This window comes from Chitinophagales bacterium (assembly GCA_041392475.1).
Classification (GTDB): Bacteria; Bacteroidota; Bacteroidia; order Chitinophagales; family UBA2359; genus JAUHXA01.
Genome location: JAWKLZ010000001.1, coordinates 129,232 through 146,599, shown reverse-complemented (window position 1 = coordinate 146,599; position 17,368 = coordinate 129,232). Strand labels below are relative to the sequence as shown.

The following is a 17,368-nucleotide window of genomic DNA, read 5'->3' as shown; positions in this document are numbered from 1 at the left end:
TTACATCTACAAGTTCATGTTCAAAAAACCACCACACTCTAAAACAAAGCCCGCATCGTCGCCCCGCCCTTATGCACCGTCCGACTCTCCCCACTCTTGCGCCCCTCATACCTAAGCTCCAATTGGATATTCCCCTTCAATCGAGTCGTATAAGTCGTGCGCCAAATATAGTTGGCGTTTGGCTGCAACCCATTGAGCAAATTGTACGCCACGGGTGAATTGAAGTTTGCCACCTGATAGTCAATATTCACCCAACTCACATCAAAACGCACCAAACCCTTGCTCGGCTGACCATACTGCCCTTGCAGCTTCAGTTCATTCGTAACCGCTGCTTGTGAAGTATCTATCAATTCATTTTTTCCAAATTGGTACTGATACGCCGCCTTGATGCGAAACTTTTGCTGCGCTTGAAGACTCACCGAAGGTCCCACTTTCCAAAAACCAATGCGGTAATTTTGCTCCTCGTAAGCACTCGAAGAACGCCCCTTTTCGCCCACGCTGCCCTTCAATTCTGCCGTCACATTTCGACTAAAATTGTGCTTCAATTCACTCCCATATTCCGTCTGTTGGTTCTCATCAAAACCCAACAAGAGCAACTGCCGCCTCGTCCCCCTTTGCCGAAAAACCTGTGCTTCAAAATCAGGACTGTTTCGGTTGAAAAACAGCGTGTGATTGTTGCTTACCCGTTCACTCACAATCAAACTATCCGCAAAATCCACCCACAAGGGATTGTAGTGATTCACATCAAAAGAAGTCGCCTTCGTCTCCCGATTGATGTCCATCCGAGATTGCAGCGAAAAACGGCTCATCAGCTTCAAAAAGCCTCCTTTATCCCGCCACAAAGATTTGAGATTCAGGTTAAAAATCTGATTGAAGCCCACTTGATTCGTCAATTCAAACGCTCCCGTAGGCAGTGCCACTTCAAAGTAAGTGCTGTCTTCGGTCGCCAACAAATCGGGATTCCCAATTTGGTATTCGTCCACCGTCGCAATGCCGTCCTCATTCGCATCCCGCCACACAAAATTGCCATTTCGACTCGGTGAAAACTGATAACCCAACTGCACCTTTTCCTCCTGCCCCGAACCTGCCAAATAGCGACTCGACGAACGCACCGCCCCCTTCAATGCCTTAAAATTGTAGCGAACATCACCCAAAACCGTTGTCTTAGGTGTGTTGTTTGTAGCCTTTACATCTTCAATTTGCAGGCTGCGATAGGTCAAATTCCACGACAAACGACTGTTAGCAGTTCTGCCCCTTTCCCCCGTAAAACTGAGCATATCTCCTACCGTCAAAACCGTGAAATCCTTTTGTTGTGGGCTGTAATCCCAACGCCTTTTAAAACGCAAAGTCATCTGATTTGCCGAAGTATCGGGCGTGCTGACAAAAATGCTCGCTTCATTGTAGTAAAAACTACTCGACTGCAAATTGTCCGTCAAAATCTCCGTCCGCCGATTTTGTTCTTGTTCAAAACCCACTCCCCACTTCAATCTCTTCCACGACTTACTGACCTGCATATTAGGGCGCAAAAACTGCGTTTGCAAAGTCGTGTCGTTTTCGGTCGTCAAATAACTCACATTCCAACGCACCTCCCAAGTTTTGGGGCGATAAAAACCATTGAAGACCTGCTTCAAACCTTGATAGCTCTGATTGCCGCGCTGAAAAGTCCCCAAACGGTATTGCAGCAAGCTGCGATTGCCCTGTTTCCAAGCCAATTCCAAACTGCCAATGTTTTCATTTTCAGGCACCGTCAAACCCTGCAAATTCCAATCACGGGTGAACTCAATCGGACGATACGGTTCTAAAGGCACAAATCGGCTTTCCCTTACTTCGTATTTCAAAGAAGTTGTCAATTGAGAGTTTTTCTCTTTGCCGAGTTCCCATGCATTTTCAAAACCCAACATTGCAGCCCTGCCCTTATCGTCAGCATCTCCAATGTCCGAAAAAGTATTCAAATCGTTGTTGCTCATCGCCACTTCTCCAAAAATTCGACTGTTTTTCGACAAGGAGTAATCTGCGCCAATCGTGGTCAATTTTCGTTTTTTTGGAGTCACCAAAAGCGTTCCCAAAGCATAATTTCCCTGCAAATTGCCCGCATCATCGGGTGCAAGCCAACGATAGACCCGCCCATTTTGGATACCATCCTCCAAAACATAGCTGCCCCTGCCCTGCCCTACCAGTCGAAAAATGGGTGCATACAAATCCACATCCGAAGGTGGTTTGGCTGCAAAAACATAGACATCGGGATAAACCGTTCCCGCCACCGTAGAATCTATACGAACATACCGAACCCGCCCTTCAATATTTCCCACAGGCGCGAAATCGGTCAAAACGGCTGCTTCAATATTATCGCCCACTTCCGCAAAAATGGCTCTTTGCAGCGAAAAATCATCTCCTTCCTCCTCATTCAACAAGGGTTGATTTTTGGCATCTTGCTCGGTGAAAACGTGGGCATTGACGGTCAATTTATCGGTTTTGTATTCGGCAGTTGTGTAGAGTAGGCTTCGGAGATAGTTTCGGTCAATGTATTCAAATTCAATGGTGATGCGCTTGTCTTTGGTGATGAGTTGGCGAGGCGTGAAGGTGATTTCCGCCAAATTGTAGTCAATCACATAGTCATTGTCCGCCCCACGCTCCAACTGTTTTCCGTCAATAAACACCTTCTCCATGCCCGACAAGACAATCAAAAACAATTCCCCATTTGCGCCCTGCAATCGGTAGGGTCCTTGATTTCCTTCAATGCCATCAAACACCATCCGATTGTAATTTCCCTTCGCAATCGCCCCACTGACCGCTCCCTTCAATTCCCCATTTCCCAGCTTCGTTCCCGTCGAAAACTTTGCACCTTGCAGCTTGCGATTGAAGTTGAGGAAATAACTTTTGGGGCGAAAAATCTCATAATCCCCCATCAAAAGCGTATGCTGCTGCTTTTTGAGCTGAATAAAGATTTTGTCAAATTCCTGCAATTGTTGGGTATTGCCATCGGCTTGAATCGGCAAATTGCTGTCGCTGATTGCCGCCAAAATTTCGATGTCATTCGACAATTTTCCCGCCATCTGCAAATCGAAATTGGAGTTGACCACCAAACTTTGATTGTTCCCAAAATTGATGCCCCGCCCAAAACTCCCATTGTAGTCCAATCCTTTGAGGTTGAACAAGTCGGAATTGTCACTATTCTTACCCAATTGATAGTCAAAATTGCGGTAGCTGCCATCGTATTTTAGGATTTGATTGGGGTCTTTGTGGCTTGTTTTTTCTTCAAAATTGTAGGGGAATACTCGGTAGGTGATTTTGATGGAATCTGCTTTGAAGTCTGTTGGCTTTTTTAGGATGATTGCTGTATTGCTGTATTGTTGTATTGTTGTATGGTTGTATGGCTGTACGGTTTCGATTTTGATGGAGTTGGGGACGATGGTGAGGGTGTCGAGTTGAAGGGTGTCGGCGGATTGGTTTTTATTGAAGTAGAAGGTTTTGGTTCGGAGGTTGGAGACGGTGAACGGATTATTGGTTTCTTGGGCGAGGCTCACTTTGTATTGCAGTGTTATTGCCATTAGCAATAAAATGTTTTTTAGGAAATAGATTTGTATGTTGGAGGTTTGCTTCAATATTGCCGTGCCGTTTGGGTTTTGAGAAAACAAAACGAAAGTAAGATAGGTCTTGTTTTCTTAGTAACGGAGGAAGTGAAGGGAAAGTGGGTTTGTTGAGAGAAATGTTATCAATCAACATCTTTGAAGTCTTCATCCAATGAATGGTAAAAAGACACCCAAAACTACAAAAATGTCGTTTTGGGTGTTTTCACAAAAGTAAGCAATAGTCACTAATGAAAATCTACTCTAATTAAGAGAAACTAGGCCAACCGCCCTTGATACAGATGATGTACTTTTGGTCTCCCAAAGCATTGAGGTCGGGAATATTAAACTTATCAATACTTCCACTTCCAAACTTATGCCCTATAATTCCGTACAGGCCTTGATTTTCTTTCACCCCCAAAGTCCGACCATCACATGGAATCCAACCATTAGGAATATCTCCGTCTTGCTTCGTAATAACTCCCATAAAATTTTCATCATAGTTACCTTCTGCAGCCTCAACGAAAGGCAGTTCCTGTCCCATTGCAAAATCCCCCTGCACCCTTATTATATGACGACATTCGCCTATATCTTCTAATGAAGGCAGCGCAAAAGAAGTCATATCTCCACCATAACGGTTACCTAATATCGCAAAAAAGGCACTGTTCCCAGAAATATTCATTGCCTGCCCATTACAAAATGCCCAATCCCTTGGAGCTTTGGATTGAGTTCCTGCAAATAATGCAATTCCCCCCATTGTACTAAATGATACTGACATAATACTAAATTTTTTTTAAAAAAAAATGATTTGAAATATAGTACTGAAATTCCTAAGAAAACCACCACTACTATCAATAGACGTTTTTGGGGTTAGCAATTGAAGAAAATTTGAAAAAAAAACATTTTTTTTTCAAATGCCTTTCAATAATGATTTTTCAGAAAGAGACATTCAAGTGTTGAACTCAAACAAAAACCTTTGTTTGGTGCTTGGGTAGAGGGCTTTGATTGAATTGGGAACGATGGTGAGAGTGTCGAGTTGGAGAGTGTCTGACTGCTGGTTTTTATTGAAGTAGAGGGTTTTGGTTCGGAGGTTGAATAGGGTGGACGACTGACGACCGACGGTGGACGGCTTATTAATTTCTTGGGCGAGGCTTGCTTTGAATTGCAGAGTTATTGCCAATAAAAATAAGGTGATTTTCAGAAAATAGATTTGTATGTTGGAGGTTTGCTTCAATATTGCCGTGCCGTTTGGGTTTTGAGAAAACAAAACGAAAGTAAGATAGGCCTTGTTTTCTTAGTAACGGAGGAAGTGAAGGGAAAGTGGGTTAAAGTTATAATCAATCTTTCATCAGTACCAAATCATTGTCACTACAATCGTATTTATACTTATACCGAGCTCCGCCTCCTTCTTTATTGGCAAAGTAAAAATTACGCTTTTTGTAGCTTACACTAAAATTAACAATATTAATGTAAAAAATATTATCTTCAAAAAATAAAGGCACAATCCTATATATATCAATTAGTTGCTTATCTTTTTTATACTGTTTTGCCATTTCATTCATGGTTATTAACTTTATTTTTCTACCCTTAATGTTTTTAGGTAAATTATTTGTTGTGAATAATGACCTTTCTAATAGTAGTGTTGAATTTTCAGGAAAGCTCTCTACAAATTGTGAAACTGCTGCATAATAAATACTCTCTTTATCTTCAAATAGATTTTGAGCAAGTAGGTTTAGACTCAAAAAGAAGTCAAGAAAAAAAAATAACATTATTTTCATATGTGTATGTATGTTTTATTGAAGCGTTATTACCATCAAAAATAGGGTATTTTTAAACATATCTTAGTAACGGAGGAAATGGAGGGAAAGTGGGTTTGAGAAAACCTACATTCCTGTTCTTTGTCACCATTCCCGCTCCAAACATCGGCGAACTTTGCAAGTGTCGCCGTGTTTTTCGCTATTCGAATTTACCTGACATTCCTCATCACCTCACCACCATCACTTTATCCACCACCATTCCTTCATCTGTCTGCAAATACAGGTAATACATTCCCACTGCAAAATCAGCCACATTCACCGAATGTTTCCATCCATTTTGGGTGATTTGGAGGTTTTCGGTACTGACCAGTTTTCCCTGTGCATTGAACCATTGCAGTTTGGCAGTAGCAGACTTTGATACGTTGAGTGACAATTGCAGCAAATCGGTGGCAGGGTTGGGATGGATTTGCAGGGTTTCAAAAAATGGGTAGGCTTCAATTGCAGTGTTCATATCAATCAATAGATTGTTGCTGTGTACTTCCTCTCCCCAAACTATATCAGCCCCTACATTATTGCTTGAGAAATTGTTGATTACCAAAAAATATTGTTCACCAGGATTCACGATAATGGGTGCGACAAAACCATTTGCATTTTTTCCTTCATCATCCACTGTGGGACTTTCAGATACATCTGTTTCCCCTATTCTCAAACCTGTTTCTATCGTACCTGCAAATGTTTCCTCCGCATAGGAACATCGGATAGGAAGCTGCAAATTTGAGCAATCTTGATTAGGTCCATAGATTGCAAAATCATAGTCTTCTCCCCCAGACTTGGGAGAGAGGGTGAAAGTCAGAGGAATATTGGGAGGAGCGGATTCTTGAATACGAAAGTCTATCCAAGCAGAATGTGTTTCTCCAGAGGAAATACAACCTTGTATGCCTTGCGATATCAGTTCCTCTTCTCCTGAGGCATTGCTCGTATAAACTACTAAATCGCCATAAGTCACTGCTGCATTCACACAATCTACTGGCGGAGATAAATTCTCACTCGTTTCACAACTTTCTGCAAAACAAGTCCAAGTAGCCTCCCATCCAATTGTAGTAAAACCCCCATTTTCATCAAACACAAAGGTCATGCAGCCACTCCCTGCTGTAATTGTTCGATTAGAATAAGCACTATTATAATTCAATGCACCTGAAAAGATTCCTATTAGCAGTGAATTACTATCGGGTCCATCATACACATACAATACATCTCCTGGTCCCAAATTAGAAGAATTTTCCGTCACAAATTCTTCAAAATCCATCACCACACATCCCGCTCCTTCTGGGCAGATGGTGAATTCTTGTGGAGGTTGCCCTAGCTGATTGCTGTAAAAGCCAGGAAATATATTTCCTCCATCATCGTAAAAAATACCTTCACAATCTGCAGTCATGGGTACATCTCCCATTTTATAGACGTTTTGGGCAGACAAAAAACAGGTAAAAAGTAAGAAAAATGAAAATGTAAACGTGTTTTTCATAATGGAAAATTTATGCGTTAAAAAAAAGTCATTATGAAAGTAAGATTTTTTTAGCACACTTCAAAACTTTGTTATGAATCTTTACATTTTTTTTCATTGAAGTACATCAACAGAAAATACAGCACTAAAAATAATTTCCCGTAATTTTGAGGAAAAACTAAGTAAGTAACTTAAGTTTCGCACCTTCCCATCTGGCACTATAATATTATCTATTTAAGTTTCGCATCGCCACTTAAAAAAGTAAGCATTTGTTAGTTAATTGTTTTTATGTTTTAATATAAGATATTTATAGATATTGATAGATCATAAATAATTGTAAATAAGTCACTTAGTCATATTTTTCCATTTAGGTTCTTAACAAATGCTTATCTCCTATTCATCTTGTACTTTAAGCTGCACCATACCCGAAAATAATTGCCTGAAATCGTTGTCATGAATAATTAACTGCAAGACCAGTTCCATATCACATTCTATCTTTTGAACCAATCGTGTGAGAATAGAAATCATGATTTGCCACAGCCTTTGAGCAATCGTTGCTTGAATATATTGGTCTCTGATAGCTCTGAATAAGCCGCCAATCGTTTCATAATCTGAAAAGCGTTTATGCAAACTCAACATAACATATTGAATCAAAGTTAAAGTGGTATGAGCAATATGAGCATCAAAATCTCTGGAAGCACATTTTTGAATACCTAAAAGTTGCTTTACTTCTTTGAAAAAGACCTCAATAGACCATCGAATAGCATAGATTTCCATAGCCTGAGTAAAACGAAGGCTTGTTTGGGTAGTCAGTAAAAGTCTCCATTTGCTTCGTTTAGTATACCTAACAAAAAACAACTTGACTTCCATACCTTTATAATCCACCACCACGGTATAATAATAACACCCAAGTAGGCGGCATCTTTTGGGCTTACGTTTATGAACTTTTCGCAATGTTTTTAAAATCTGCCCAGCTGACATTTCTTTGGATAAATAGTTGTATTTGGCATTGCCCATTTTACAAGCAGCCACTATGTGAATGACTCCTTGTCGAAGTAAACGGATAGCCTTCAATGTTTTTTCGCAGCAGAACCAAGCATCAAACAACACATAATCAGGTACATATCCATGTTTCAATGCTCTTTTTATCATGCTGATTAGTTGGCTATTCTTATCCCTATCCAATTCCTTAAACCGTTCATAACCTGCCGATAATTTAGCTCTAATTTTACGATATTGTTTTTTGAGCGCCCTAACAGGTAAACCAAAACGATAGCGTTGGCGATTTTGCCCTTCTCGGTGCAAGGAAAAATCTAAAGGTCGAAAGTTGATTCCATCAAAATAGCCTAAGACCAAGAGTTTGAAGCCCAAAACAGTACATTTGAGAGAATGGTCATGAACTTTACTGATACCTTCGATGGTTTTGCCTGTATGGTTCACTGGGCTATCATCAGCAGTCAAACACTTGTACTTCGGTTTCATCCCTTTTCTTTCCTCCTCACTCAATTTCACCATATGTTTGTCAGCCAGCTCATTATAGCGTTTATTAAATCGGTATAGAAGCTTACGCCAATTTATCCATTCATTGTTTTTTAAACGATACAAACAATCTTTTGCTCCTTCAAAAACATGACTGTAAGCACCATTCGAGAATCCATGAATACTATCGACTCCCAAAAAAGGAAGCAGCAGCAGTGTGAGCATTAGCACAGAAATAGGATAACCTTGGGTTTTGAGTAAGTCTAAGGGATAGCACAAGCTTTTCAATTGAAAGGGTTCATAAGCTCGGGCTAAAGCATCTACAATATTATTTTTTTTCAGTAGGCTTTTAATTTCGTGTACTTTTTGTATCTTGCAATCAGGCAGCATAATTTTTGTATTTTGTTTATAGTGAATCAAATATACATATTTTATGCTGTTTTTCCTCTTTAACAAACAAGTTAATTTTCTTCAAAACACTTTGTATGTAAATAAATTATAAATATTTATTTACACTAATTATAGTGACGAAAAAGTGCCTTCCTTAAATGGAGTTCGAGATTTAGGAGAGTAATTTACAAAGATTTAGCTCATTTAAGCCGATTGTATATAATTGTTTTAAGCCTCTTTTTCAGTAAAAAAGTAGGTGCGAAACTTAAGTTATCTATCAATAAATTGAAACAATAAAAACCTATATTTATATTCAATTATATGTATCAGTTAGGTTTTCACCTATGCTTTCTTAATTTTTGGAGAATTTGGTGAGCAGTAAGTTCTGACTTATCTCCTACCCATTTATATTTGGCATTGCCCATTTTACAAGCAGGCATCACATGGATAACTCTTTCTCGAAGTGAACGGATAGCTTTCAATGTTTTTTCGCAACAGAACCAAGAGTCAAACAACACATAATCAGGCACGTACCTGTGCCTCAATGCTCTTTTTATCATGCGGATTAAATAGTATTTCATTAGTAGTGAATCAAATCTATATATTTTATGCTGTTTTTTTCCATTTAACAAAAACATTAATTACTCGGGAAACTATTTTGAAAGTAAGTGTTTTATGAACATTTATTTTTCATAAACATAACGATATAAAAAATAGTTTACATAAATGAAATTTGAGCTTTAGAATGATAATTTACAAAGGTTTAGCTCATTTAAGCCAATTGTATAAAATTATTTTAAGTCTCATTTTCAACAGAAAAGTAGGTGCGGAACTTAAAAACCTTATAGATTCGTCTTTTGAAAATTTATACAATTATGAAAACATATAGTATCTAAATCAATTGTAGGTTTACCTCTTAAAATACTTTCGTTTTTGATTCATCTTCTGCACCGCCTTTTCGATACCATCAGGTGTAAGCGGATACATGGGGATTACCTGCTTCAAATAATTGACAGTCATAGACATTGCCCAATAACGTTGCTGCATTGGATTCATCCATGCAATGCGTTTGAAGTGGTCTTTTAGGTTATTCCAACCTTGCATACTGTAATCATCCAACTCATAGGGTGCCATGTCTGCATCACCAATCACAAAAACACTGTAATTTTTGTCCATTGCAGTAATGCGCTCAATCGGCACATATTCTGTCCGACGAACATCCGAATAAATGCCCCCATAAATGGTATTGTGGAAATAATAGACCTTCAAATCATGGGCAAAGCGGGTTTTCATTTTAGAAAATAGTTTTGTCACTGCTTTGATATAAGGATACATCGAAAAACCACCATTGTCAATCAACAACATGACCTGCAATTTCTGCGAAACCTTTTCTTTCTCATAGGGCAAGAAAATGCCCCCTTGCTTCAATCCCTCGGTAATTGTTTTTTCAATGTCCAAAAGCAGTTCCGCATCTTCTTCTTCAATCCCCTTCAAAGAAGCCAAAGCCGCATCAATATTGTCGTCCTTCAAAATCGCATGGGTATCAACGGGATAAAACTGTGGGTCACCAATGACCGCACGAGCCATTTTGCCACCTCCTCCCCCACCGACTCTTATGCCACCTACTGCGCCACCATTGTTTCCGTAAGGTGAAATCCCACCCGAACCAATCCAATGACTCCCACCATGATGTCGCTCTTTTTGCCGTTTGGCAACCTCCTCCATTCTTCGCTTCAATTCCTCCAAGGGTATTTTGCTATAATCCGCCGCTTTGTCCACTTTTTGTGGGCCATCTGGAGCATCTTGTCCGCCATTATCCGCACGAGTAGGATCGTCTTTGTTGAGGATATCCTCACCAGACAGCATTTTTTGGATGTCGAAAGTCGTGACATGCACTTCATCCAAAAACTGATCAATCAATTCCCGCATACTCGGTGTTTCTTCCACTTCTTCTCGTTTCAGATACTCCTCTTTCCACTCCGCAAAGGCTTTGGAGCGTGCAATTGCATTCTCCAACTTCTCCCCTTTTTTGATGTCAATGTCTAAAAAATATTCATAAAATGCCGTAGCGAAAGGGCCAAAATCCGTTGGGTCTTTGGCAACCAAACTCTTCAACAACACATAGATATCACCCAAAGTATTGATCAATCCTTTCTCAAAAGAACGGCGAAGCAATAGCAGGGTTCTGACATCTGCTGATAGGTTGTGTTTTCGGAAATGATGGGGTAGGCTGTCGAACATGAATTTATTTTCTTTTTTTAGACAAATTGCTCATAAGATTTTAGGTTCATCGAAGATTTTAGTGGAATGAGACTTTTGTAGTTTATTCTTAAAGATATGGAATGTTTGAAAATCAGTATGCTCTCAAAAGGAAACTACAAAAGTCTTTAACTGCTCCACTAAAAATATCCATGAGTCAGATTTTATGCTTCTGAGAATGCAATATTAAGCCATTTTGACCAGATATTATTTTTTTTGAAGAAAAAGCACTCAAGTCATTGACTAATTCCACAATTTTACAAACCTATCAACAACAATAGTTTACCAATTTGTAGAAAAGATTTCCGAAACATTTGCGTTGAAAAGAATAGTTCTGCGACAATTTTTGTGGAAGCAATAAAGACTTCGGAAGTTTCATTTTATAAGAGGTTAATTTTTAGTGAAATAGTTTTTTGATTTTGTAAGCGGCAAACTTCCGAAGTCTCAAATCACAGATTTTGTCAAAGAACCAAAAGAATTTAACAGCAAGAATAAGCCGCCATGTTTTTGATGCCTAATCAAATAATATTTGTAAAAAAAAATCCCCAATCTTGTAACGCCTCACCTCCTTTTACAGATACTTGGGTATAAACGTTCAAAAATTTATTTTTTAAAAACAAACCTCATGAATCTCAAAAGAAAAATATTCCTCGTTTTCACTGTCTTAGGACTATTTCTGTGTAGTAATTGGACACAAGCACAGCAAAACAGCATCAAAATGGATGCCTTAGAAATTATGTTTGTCACCGACTACGACTTTGTTTACAACGACAGAGGAACAGGCGCAGATGCCAATTGGTCTATGTGGAGTCCCAAGTTACCTCCAGGTTTTTCTGCCTTGGGACATTATGCACATGCCTCTCATGCGAAACCCACTACGGTAATGATAGCAGTCAGAACAAGTAATGACCCAACTGCGATTGCCTATCCGAAAGATTATCAACGGATTTACCATGATGGAGGTACAGGCGGCGACCAAGACGGTTCGATTTGGATGCCGATTGCGCCACAAGGATACAGGGCATTGGGAATGGTCGGAATGAATGGACACGGCAAACCACCTACAAATGCAGTTGTTTGTGTGCGAACAGACTTGACCACCTATGCATCTGTTGGCAAACGTTTGTTTACTGATTCAGGTTCTGGTGGAGATTTGGATCTGTCCGTTTATGCTATTCAACCCCCAAATGTGGTACAAGACAGCAAAGAATCTTTTGTCACATCGGGTTCTTTTGCAGCCCATGCATCTTATGCGGCTCTCACCAATTCAGAAGTCTGCTATGCTTTGAAGGTGACACTGCCTTTTCAGAACAAACAAATTACGAATACAGAACCCAAACAAACAAGCCTCAGCAGACCCGACAAAAGGACAGATATGAAATTGTCCACCATCGCTTACATTCCCTGCATTTCGATTGTCGATCCAGTGTTTGCCAACAACCTCGAAGGACAGGTTAGAAATACCCCAGTTTACACCTTAGAACGCTACGACTACTATCATTTGCAGGACTTCAATACCAATGACAGCAACGACAATGGCAGTATGTCTTTTTCTCAAACAACGGGTATGACCCAAGAACATGCTACCTCCATGAGCCATACCTTTGGCGTTTCCATGACCAGAGGGTTGGAAGCAGGAGCAGGTCCTGTGAAAGCCACTATGTCCGTCACCTTGTCTTATGCTTTGAGTCAAACGTCGTCTTATTCTACTTCAATGATGAACCAACAGACGCTGACCAAACAATTCACCGTACCTGCACACGGCGCAGGAGCTTATTACACCTTGTCGCATACCTACAAATTGAAGAGAGCCAATGGAGATGTAGTCAAAACTTGGGATTTGAACACCACTTTTGGACATTTTACCGCTTTCGCTCCTCAAAAACAAGCACCTCCCGTAAACAATCCGCCTGTCAATAATCCTCCAATCGTACAAAATCCGCCGACCCAAAATCCTGGAAACACCAATTCTGGAAATACAGGAAGTCAACTGCAAAGTGCCATTGCAGGAACGACTTGGGCTTACTACTACAAAGGCAATCCTTTTGACGTTCGTTTTGGTACATCAGGAGCAATTGAATTGTTGCCTTCTTGGGCCAACGTCAATTGGAGGGTACTGAATGACAATCAAGTACAACTGTATATGCACGGAAACACTGCCACCATGACCCTCAATTTTGACTACTCCAAAAACAATTTTACAGCTACGGATTGGGATGGTTCTACTTCTACGGGGCAACGAAAAGTGAATGGTGGTAGCGGAACAATAGGCAAAACTGGCGGAAAAGTTCCTGTGTCGGCTGTTTTGAGTCTGCAATCAGGCATACAAGCAGGAGCCAATGGTCGAAATAGACTGCCTATTAACCGCAATGACCCTGCCGCTACGGTTCAAGGCTTACTCAGCAATCCAGCAATTTATTTGGAGGTGACATTTTCGGATGGCACAACTGCTGGGCCACACGATTACCATACCGATTTTGCCGATAATGTCATCTTTGACGATACAAGTGCAGACCCCAATGACCTCATTGAAATTTCTTGGTGGGATAAGGATTATGACAACCCAGCAAAGGGCAAGTATGCCGCACAGTTGGCTACTACTGGAAAAGGAGTAGGAAACGCTTATTTGAAGGTTTCCTTCAAAAATGCTCCTTCGGTGCAAGCTTCTGTATTGGTGGAAGTGGTCAGTGGGAAATAATCAAATGAAACAGTGACAAAGGAAGTTTTGAAAACTTCCCTTACCTACCTTCAAAATTGTCTTATACTACTCTCAAGAATGAACAGGACTTTGGGCTTCGGCTGAAAGTCCTTTTTGTATTTTATGTTGAAGAAGACATTTTTATTTGAAGGTGTTGGAGCTTTTTTATTTTCAACACTTTCTATACTTTTTAAGTAGTAGTCTCCGTTTTGATACATACAATCAACAAAATGTATTCTTCTATGCTACTCACCTATTTTCACCGAAAGTTTCGAAAAGCTGCACCAAGTTTGGTGGTACTTCAATTGTTTGCTTTTTTGGGCTTAGTTGTTTATCAGAAATATTCTGAGCGAAAAATGCCTAATTTGGAGGGGTATGTTTGGATATTGGAAGACACTAATCAAAACCGTTCGAATGAATTGCAGCATGATCTAAGCTATTTTAATTATCAGATATCGAAGGAGGGAAGAGGAGAAGATTTTATAAAAGGAGCAAATGTGATTTGGGAAATTACCAGTGAATATCGCAAAGAATTAGATAGATTCACAGTAAAAATGAATGACCGTGTGATTTTTTCTGACTTAACTCCTGAACAGAAAGAAACAGTAATGCTGCAATTCGCAAATGATAACAAATGGAATGTGGAAATTACTGAATTGCTCATACGTTTTCAAACGGAAATGAAAGCCGTAGCACGCCAAATGGAGCAGGTGATTGGATTGGATTATTGGAAATCTGTAAATGAAAAAGGTTATTTTAAGCAAGATGTATTTGACAAGATTGGACTGTCTCAACCTTTTGAATCTTTCTGGCAAATAGAGTTATCTTTGAAAATGGCAGAAAATATTGTATTGAATTATGCTCAAAATCAAATAAAATCAATCTTGGGTAGGGTATCTTTTCATACAGTGATATGGGATTTGAATTTTGTGAATGTTTTACCTGTTAGTCAATCAGTACATGAGGGAGAAGTTTTTGAAGCGGAGATCGCATTACTGCAACAAGCAGAATTTATTCCTCAAACTGTACGTACTGATGGCAAAATTTTGGAGAGCAAGCCAAATGGTAACTCTACCTATAAAGTAGAAGCCAAAGAAGTTGGTACACATACCATTGAAGCTTCGATAACCACCAAAAACCGAACAGGCGAAACACGTACTTACACTTCTCAATATGAATACACCGTCCTCCCAAAATGCAACTAAACCACAAAAAACACAATTTATGATTCGCACTTATTTCCTTCAAAAACTCAAAAAGTATGCACTGCAATTGTTGGTATTGCAGTTTGTAGTTTTCATGATTTGTTTGTTCTTCCTTCAATTCCAACACCTTCAAAACAAGGCTTTACAAAATCAAATAGAGGAGTTTATGACCGTAGATAACCTTCAATGGGAGGAAATGATGAATGATAAATTGAGAAGTTTCGAGGAAAAAGTGGATAAAGAAAAGAGAGGTTTTGACCATTTAGAAAAGGCGAAAATAATTGTGGAGTTGGCAAATAAATACCATAGTGAAATAAGAGGTCTTCAAAACGGGAAACGGTTTAGGACAGATGAAGTGTTACAGAAATTAGAGGACTTTCAAGAGAAGGTAGAAATGCAACTTTTTAAATCCAATCTTCAATACCCTGATTTTGACGAAATGGACAGAAAGGCTTTTAGGGAAGCATCGAAATACAGTCAATGTAAGATGGACTTAGCGATTCAAAAAGCTAACAACACTTTTTGTTGCAGTTCGGTTAGTTCCAATCTAAATCTAAACTTATTGGAAAATGCCCTGATGAGTTTTTCTAAGTCTGCCATTGAATTTGTGAAGGCAAAAATACATTACTGCGATAATTTTTATACTAAGTACTATGCCCATGTCATTCCCTCTGCCAAAACTCTCCAAATAGGAGAAATGCTCGAAGCAGATATATTTTTAGATGAAGCATCCTCGATGTATAGACCAAGAATTTTTGTGGGAGAAGAACAAATGTTCTTGAATGCAGATGGAGTTGCTCAATATCAATTGAAAGCAGAAAAAATTGGGAAACAACGCATTGAAGGTTGTATTTATTGGAGGACAAGTTTTGAAGGAGAACAAGAATTGCCCTTTATTTATGAGTATAATGTAGTTCCAAAATGCAACTAAACCACAAAAAACAGCTTATGCTTCGCACTTATTTCCTTCAAAAACTCAAAAAATATTCGCTGCAATTGTTGGCATTGCAGGGCTTGGTCATTCTTGGATTGTTGGGACATTCCTATTTTCAATCGCTTCAATGTCAGCAACAAAAAGAGGATTTGACAAGCATTATCACTCATTATCAGACAAAATACAGTACTTCAATCAACAGCAATACAGGTAGAACTTTGGATAGAATGTCAAAAGAAGTTTGGGAATTGGGATGGGGAAATGAGTTTGTAGAATGTGCCTTGGATATACGTGCTAAAACGAGCGAAATCATTAAAGCGATAAATAGCAGATTGGTTTCAAAAAGTGCGGTACAAAATGATTTGGAGGTAAAAAATTCTATCCAAAAACACCATCAGTTAATACTGCAATCTTTGGAGGAATTGAATAACCAATTAGATAGTAGCACAATTGACTCTAACGATTTGAATACAATTGAACATATCTATTCGCTGCCTTTTAAAGCAGATAAACAAATTTTATGGAACCAATACCAAGACATAAAAACGGATGACAGTTATCTTGCCTATGCTGCAAAACTTAGGAATGATTTGCGATTGATAGAAAGTAATCTTGTGGTACTCTTATGGGGAAAGATGCCTATTTTAGCTTGTCACCACAATCTTTATGATGTGTCAATCATTGCACCCAACAACCTTCAACAAGGAGATACACTTACAGCAAACATATTTTTGGCTCAGAAAATACCCTTACAAGGTAGAATAATGATTGGAACCGATACATTAGCAGATGGGAGAATTGACGTAGAAACCTACAAAATCAAAACAGATCGCTTGGGAATCCATACATTAGAAGGTGAGTTGATTACCAAAGGGGCATTTGGAGAAACCAAAATCTACCCCTTCACCCACGAATACACCGTTCTTCCAAAATAAAAGTACAACAAAATGAACCCGATAGTAACTATATTCACAATGTTCTTGTCTTTTGGCTTTTGTCAAGTTCAAGCTCAAACTCAAACTGAAAAACCAGTTTCCAGTGATTTTGAATGTGTTTTAACCGCTTCTAAACAAATGTATTCATTGGGAGAAGTGCCTGAATTGCAAGTGGCCATTGTGAATAACAGTGGAGAGGATGTTTATTTGATAGGGAGTTTGGACGGTTCTGAAGAGAAGTGGAGAATGCCATTTTGTTATTATACCATCGAAAAACCCCAAGTTGATTCATTGGACTGGTTTGGACGTTGCGGAATGATGAATAATTTAAAAGTAGAAGACTTTGTACAAGTCCCGTCAGGAGGGTCCTTTAATCCATTAAGTAAAGGGAACGGGTATAATTTTTATGATAGTTTTGAACTAAGAAGGGTTGAAAATTTTAGAAATACTGGAACTTACAAAATCACATTTCACTACTCCACCAATTCTGATAACATTAAAGATTATCTTGGACTGGGATTGGGCGAAAAAGCAGAAGGGTTAAAAAGTTTAAAAACATTGAATAAACTTTTAATGCAAGTTCCAAAAATTGAACTTCAAAGCAATACTGTTGAAATTGAGGTGGTTGAGTAGTTGTTCAATGC

The 17,368-nt window shown here is 39.1% G+C and carries 13 protein-coding genes; 5 read left to right on the top strand and 8 right to left on the bottom strand.

Going from position 1 to position 17,368, the window contains the following annotated elements; translation table 11 throughout:
- Positions 1-38 precede the first annotated feature (38 nt).
- The 8 genes from R3E32_00535 to R3E32_00500 all read right to left on the bottom strand — a co-directional run bounded on the left by R3E32_00535 (position 39) and on the right by R3E32_00500 (position 10,934).
- Complete coding sequence (locus R3E32_00535) at positions 39-3,548, bottom strand: hypothetical protein (GenBank protein ID MEZ4883188.1); 3,510 nt, start codon at positions 3,546-3,548, stop codon at positions 39-41.
- 286 nt (positions 3,549-3,834) lie between these two features.
- Positions 3,835-4,344, bottom strand: coding sequence for a phage tail protein (locus R3E32_00530; protein ID MEZ4883187.1), 510 nt, complete (start codon positions 4,342-4,344; stop codon positions 3,835-3,837).
- A 171-nt stretch (positions 4,345-4,515) separates the two neighbouring features.
- Positions 4,516-4,833: a hypothetical protein gene (locus R3E32_00525; protein ID MEZ4883186.1), complete on the bottom strand. Its 318-nt coding sequence runs from the start codon at positions 4,831-4,833 to the stop codon at positions 4,516-4,518.
- 70 nt (positions 4,834-4,903) lie between these two features.
- Entirely contained in the window at positions 4,904-5,344 is a 441-nt protein-coding gene (locus tag R3E32_00520) for a hypothetical protein (GenBank protein ID MEZ4883185.1), read from the bottom strand.
- A 205-nt stretch (positions 5,345-5,549) separates the two neighbouring features.
- Positions 5,550-6,845, bottom strand: coding sequence for a T9SS type A sorting domain-containing protein (locus R3E32_00515; protein ID MEZ4883184.1), 1,296 nt, complete (start codon positions 6,843-6,845; stop codon positions 5,550-5,552).
- Positions 6,846-7,217: 372 nt separating this feature from the next.
- Positions 7,218-8,693 carry a transposase gene (locus R3E32_00510; GenBank protein ID MEZ4883183.1) on the bottom strand — a complete coding sequence of 492 codons (1,476 nt, stop codon included), beginning with the start codon at positions 8,691-8,693 and terminating at the stop codon, positions 7,218-7,220.
- A 338-nt stretch (positions 8,694-9,031) separates the two neighbouring features.
- On the bottom strand, positions 9,032-9,274 hold the full coding sequence (locus R3E32_00505) for a hypothetical protein (protein ID MEZ4883182.1): 243 nt from the start codon (positions 9,272-9,274) through the stop codon (positions 9,032-9,034).
- A gap of 328 nt (positions 9,275-9,602) precedes the next feature.
- Positions 9,603-10,934 (bottom strand): hypothetical protein, encoded by a 1,332-nt coding sequence (locus tag R3E32_00500; protein ID MEZ4883181.1) that lies wholly within the window; start codon positions 10,932-10,934, stop codon positions 9,603-9,605.
- Between the two features lie 643 nt (positions 10,935-11,577).
- On the opposite strand from R3E32_00500, the gene R3E32_00495 reads away from it, so the two are divergent.
- The 5 genes from R3E32_00495 to R3E32_00475 all read left to right on the top strand — a co-directional run bounded on the left by R3E32_00495 (position 11,578) and on the right by R3E32_00475 (position 17,357).
- Positions 11,578-13,650 (top strand): Vps62-related protein, encoded by a 2,073-nt coding sequence (locus tag R3E32_00495; GenBank protein ID MEZ4883180.1) that lies wholly within the window; start codon positions 11,578-11,580, stop codon positions 13,648-13,650.
- A 242-nt stretch (positions 13,651-13,892) separates the two neighbouring features.
- Positions 13,893-14,855, top strand: a complete 963-nt coding sequence (locus R3E32_00490) for a hypothetical protein (GenBank protein ID MEZ4883179.1) — start codon at positions 13,893-13,895, stop codon at positions 14,853-14,855.
- A 19-nt stretch (positions 14,856-14,874) separates the two neighbouring features.
- Positions 14,875-15,786 carry a hypothetical protein gene (locus R3E32_00485; protein MEZ4883178.1) on the top strand — a complete coding sequence of 304 codons (912 nt, stop codon included), beginning with the start codon at positions 14,875-14,877 and terminating at the stop codon, positions 15,784-15,786.
- Positions 15,787-15,803: 17 nt separating this feature from the next.
- On the top strand, positions 15,804-16,724 hold the full coding sequence (locus tag R3E32_00480; GenBank protein ID MEZ4883177.1) for a hypothetical protein: 921 nt from the start codon (positions 15,804-15,806) through the stop codon (positions 16,722-16,724).
- Positions 16,725-16,736: 12 nt separating this feature from the next.
- Positions 16,737-17,357, top strand: coding sequence for a hypothetical protein (locus tag R3E32_00475; protein ID MEZ4883176.1), 621 nt, complete (start codon positions 16,737-16,739; stop codon positions 17,355-17,357).
- Positions 17,358-17,368: the final 11 nt, after the last annotated feature.

Bases quoted from the DNA above. Each gene is read 5' to 3' on its own strand.
- R3E32_00520 (MEZ4883185.1), bottom strand. From the start codon at position 5,344: ATGAAAATAATGTTATTTTTTTTTCTTGACTTCTTTTTGAGTCTAAAC.
- R3E32_00495 (MEZ4883180.1), top strand. From the start codon at position 11,578: ATGAATCTCAAAAGAAAAATATTCCTCGTTTTCACTGTCTTAGGACTA.
- R3E32_00505 (MEZ4883182.1), bottom strand. From the start codon at position 9,274: ATGAAATACTATTTAATCCGCATGATAAAAAGAGCATTGAGGCACAGG.
- R3E32_00475 (MEZ4883176.1), top strand. From the start codon at position 16,737: ATGAACCCGATAGTAACTATATTCACAATGTTCTTGTCTTTTGGCTTT.
- R3E32_00510 (MEZ4883183.1), bottom strand. From the start codon at position 8,693: ATGCTGCCTGATTGCAAGATACAAAAAGTACACGAAATTAAAAGCCTA.
- R3E32_00530 (MEZ4883187.1), bottom strand. From the start codon at position 4,344: ATGTCAGTATCATTTAGTACAATGGGGGGAATTGCATTATTTGCAGGA.
- R3E32_00485 (MEZ4883178.1), top strand. From the start codon at position 14,875: ATGATTCGCACTTATTTCCTTCAAAAACTCAAAAAGTATGCACTGCAA.
- R3E32_00500 (MEZ4883181.1), bottom strand. From the start codon at position 10,934: ATGTTCGACAGCCTACCCCATCATTTCCGAAAACACAACCTATCAGCA.
- R3E32_00490 (MEZ4883179.1), top strand. From the start codon at position 13,893: ATGCTACTCACCTATTTTCACCGAAAGTTTCGAAAAGCTGCACCAAGT.
- R3E32_00480 (MEZ4883177.1), top strand. From the start codon at position 15,804: ATGCTTCGCACTTATTTCCTTCAAAAACTCAAAAAATATTCGCTGCAA.
- R3E32_00535 (MEZ4883188.1), bottom strand. From the start codon at position 3,548: ATGGCAATAACACTGCAATACAAAGTGAGCCTCGCCCAAGAAACCAAT.
- R3E32_00515 (MEZ4883184.1), bottom strand. From the start codon at position 6,845: ATGAAAAACACGTTTACATTTTCATTTTTCTTACTTTTTACCTGTTTT.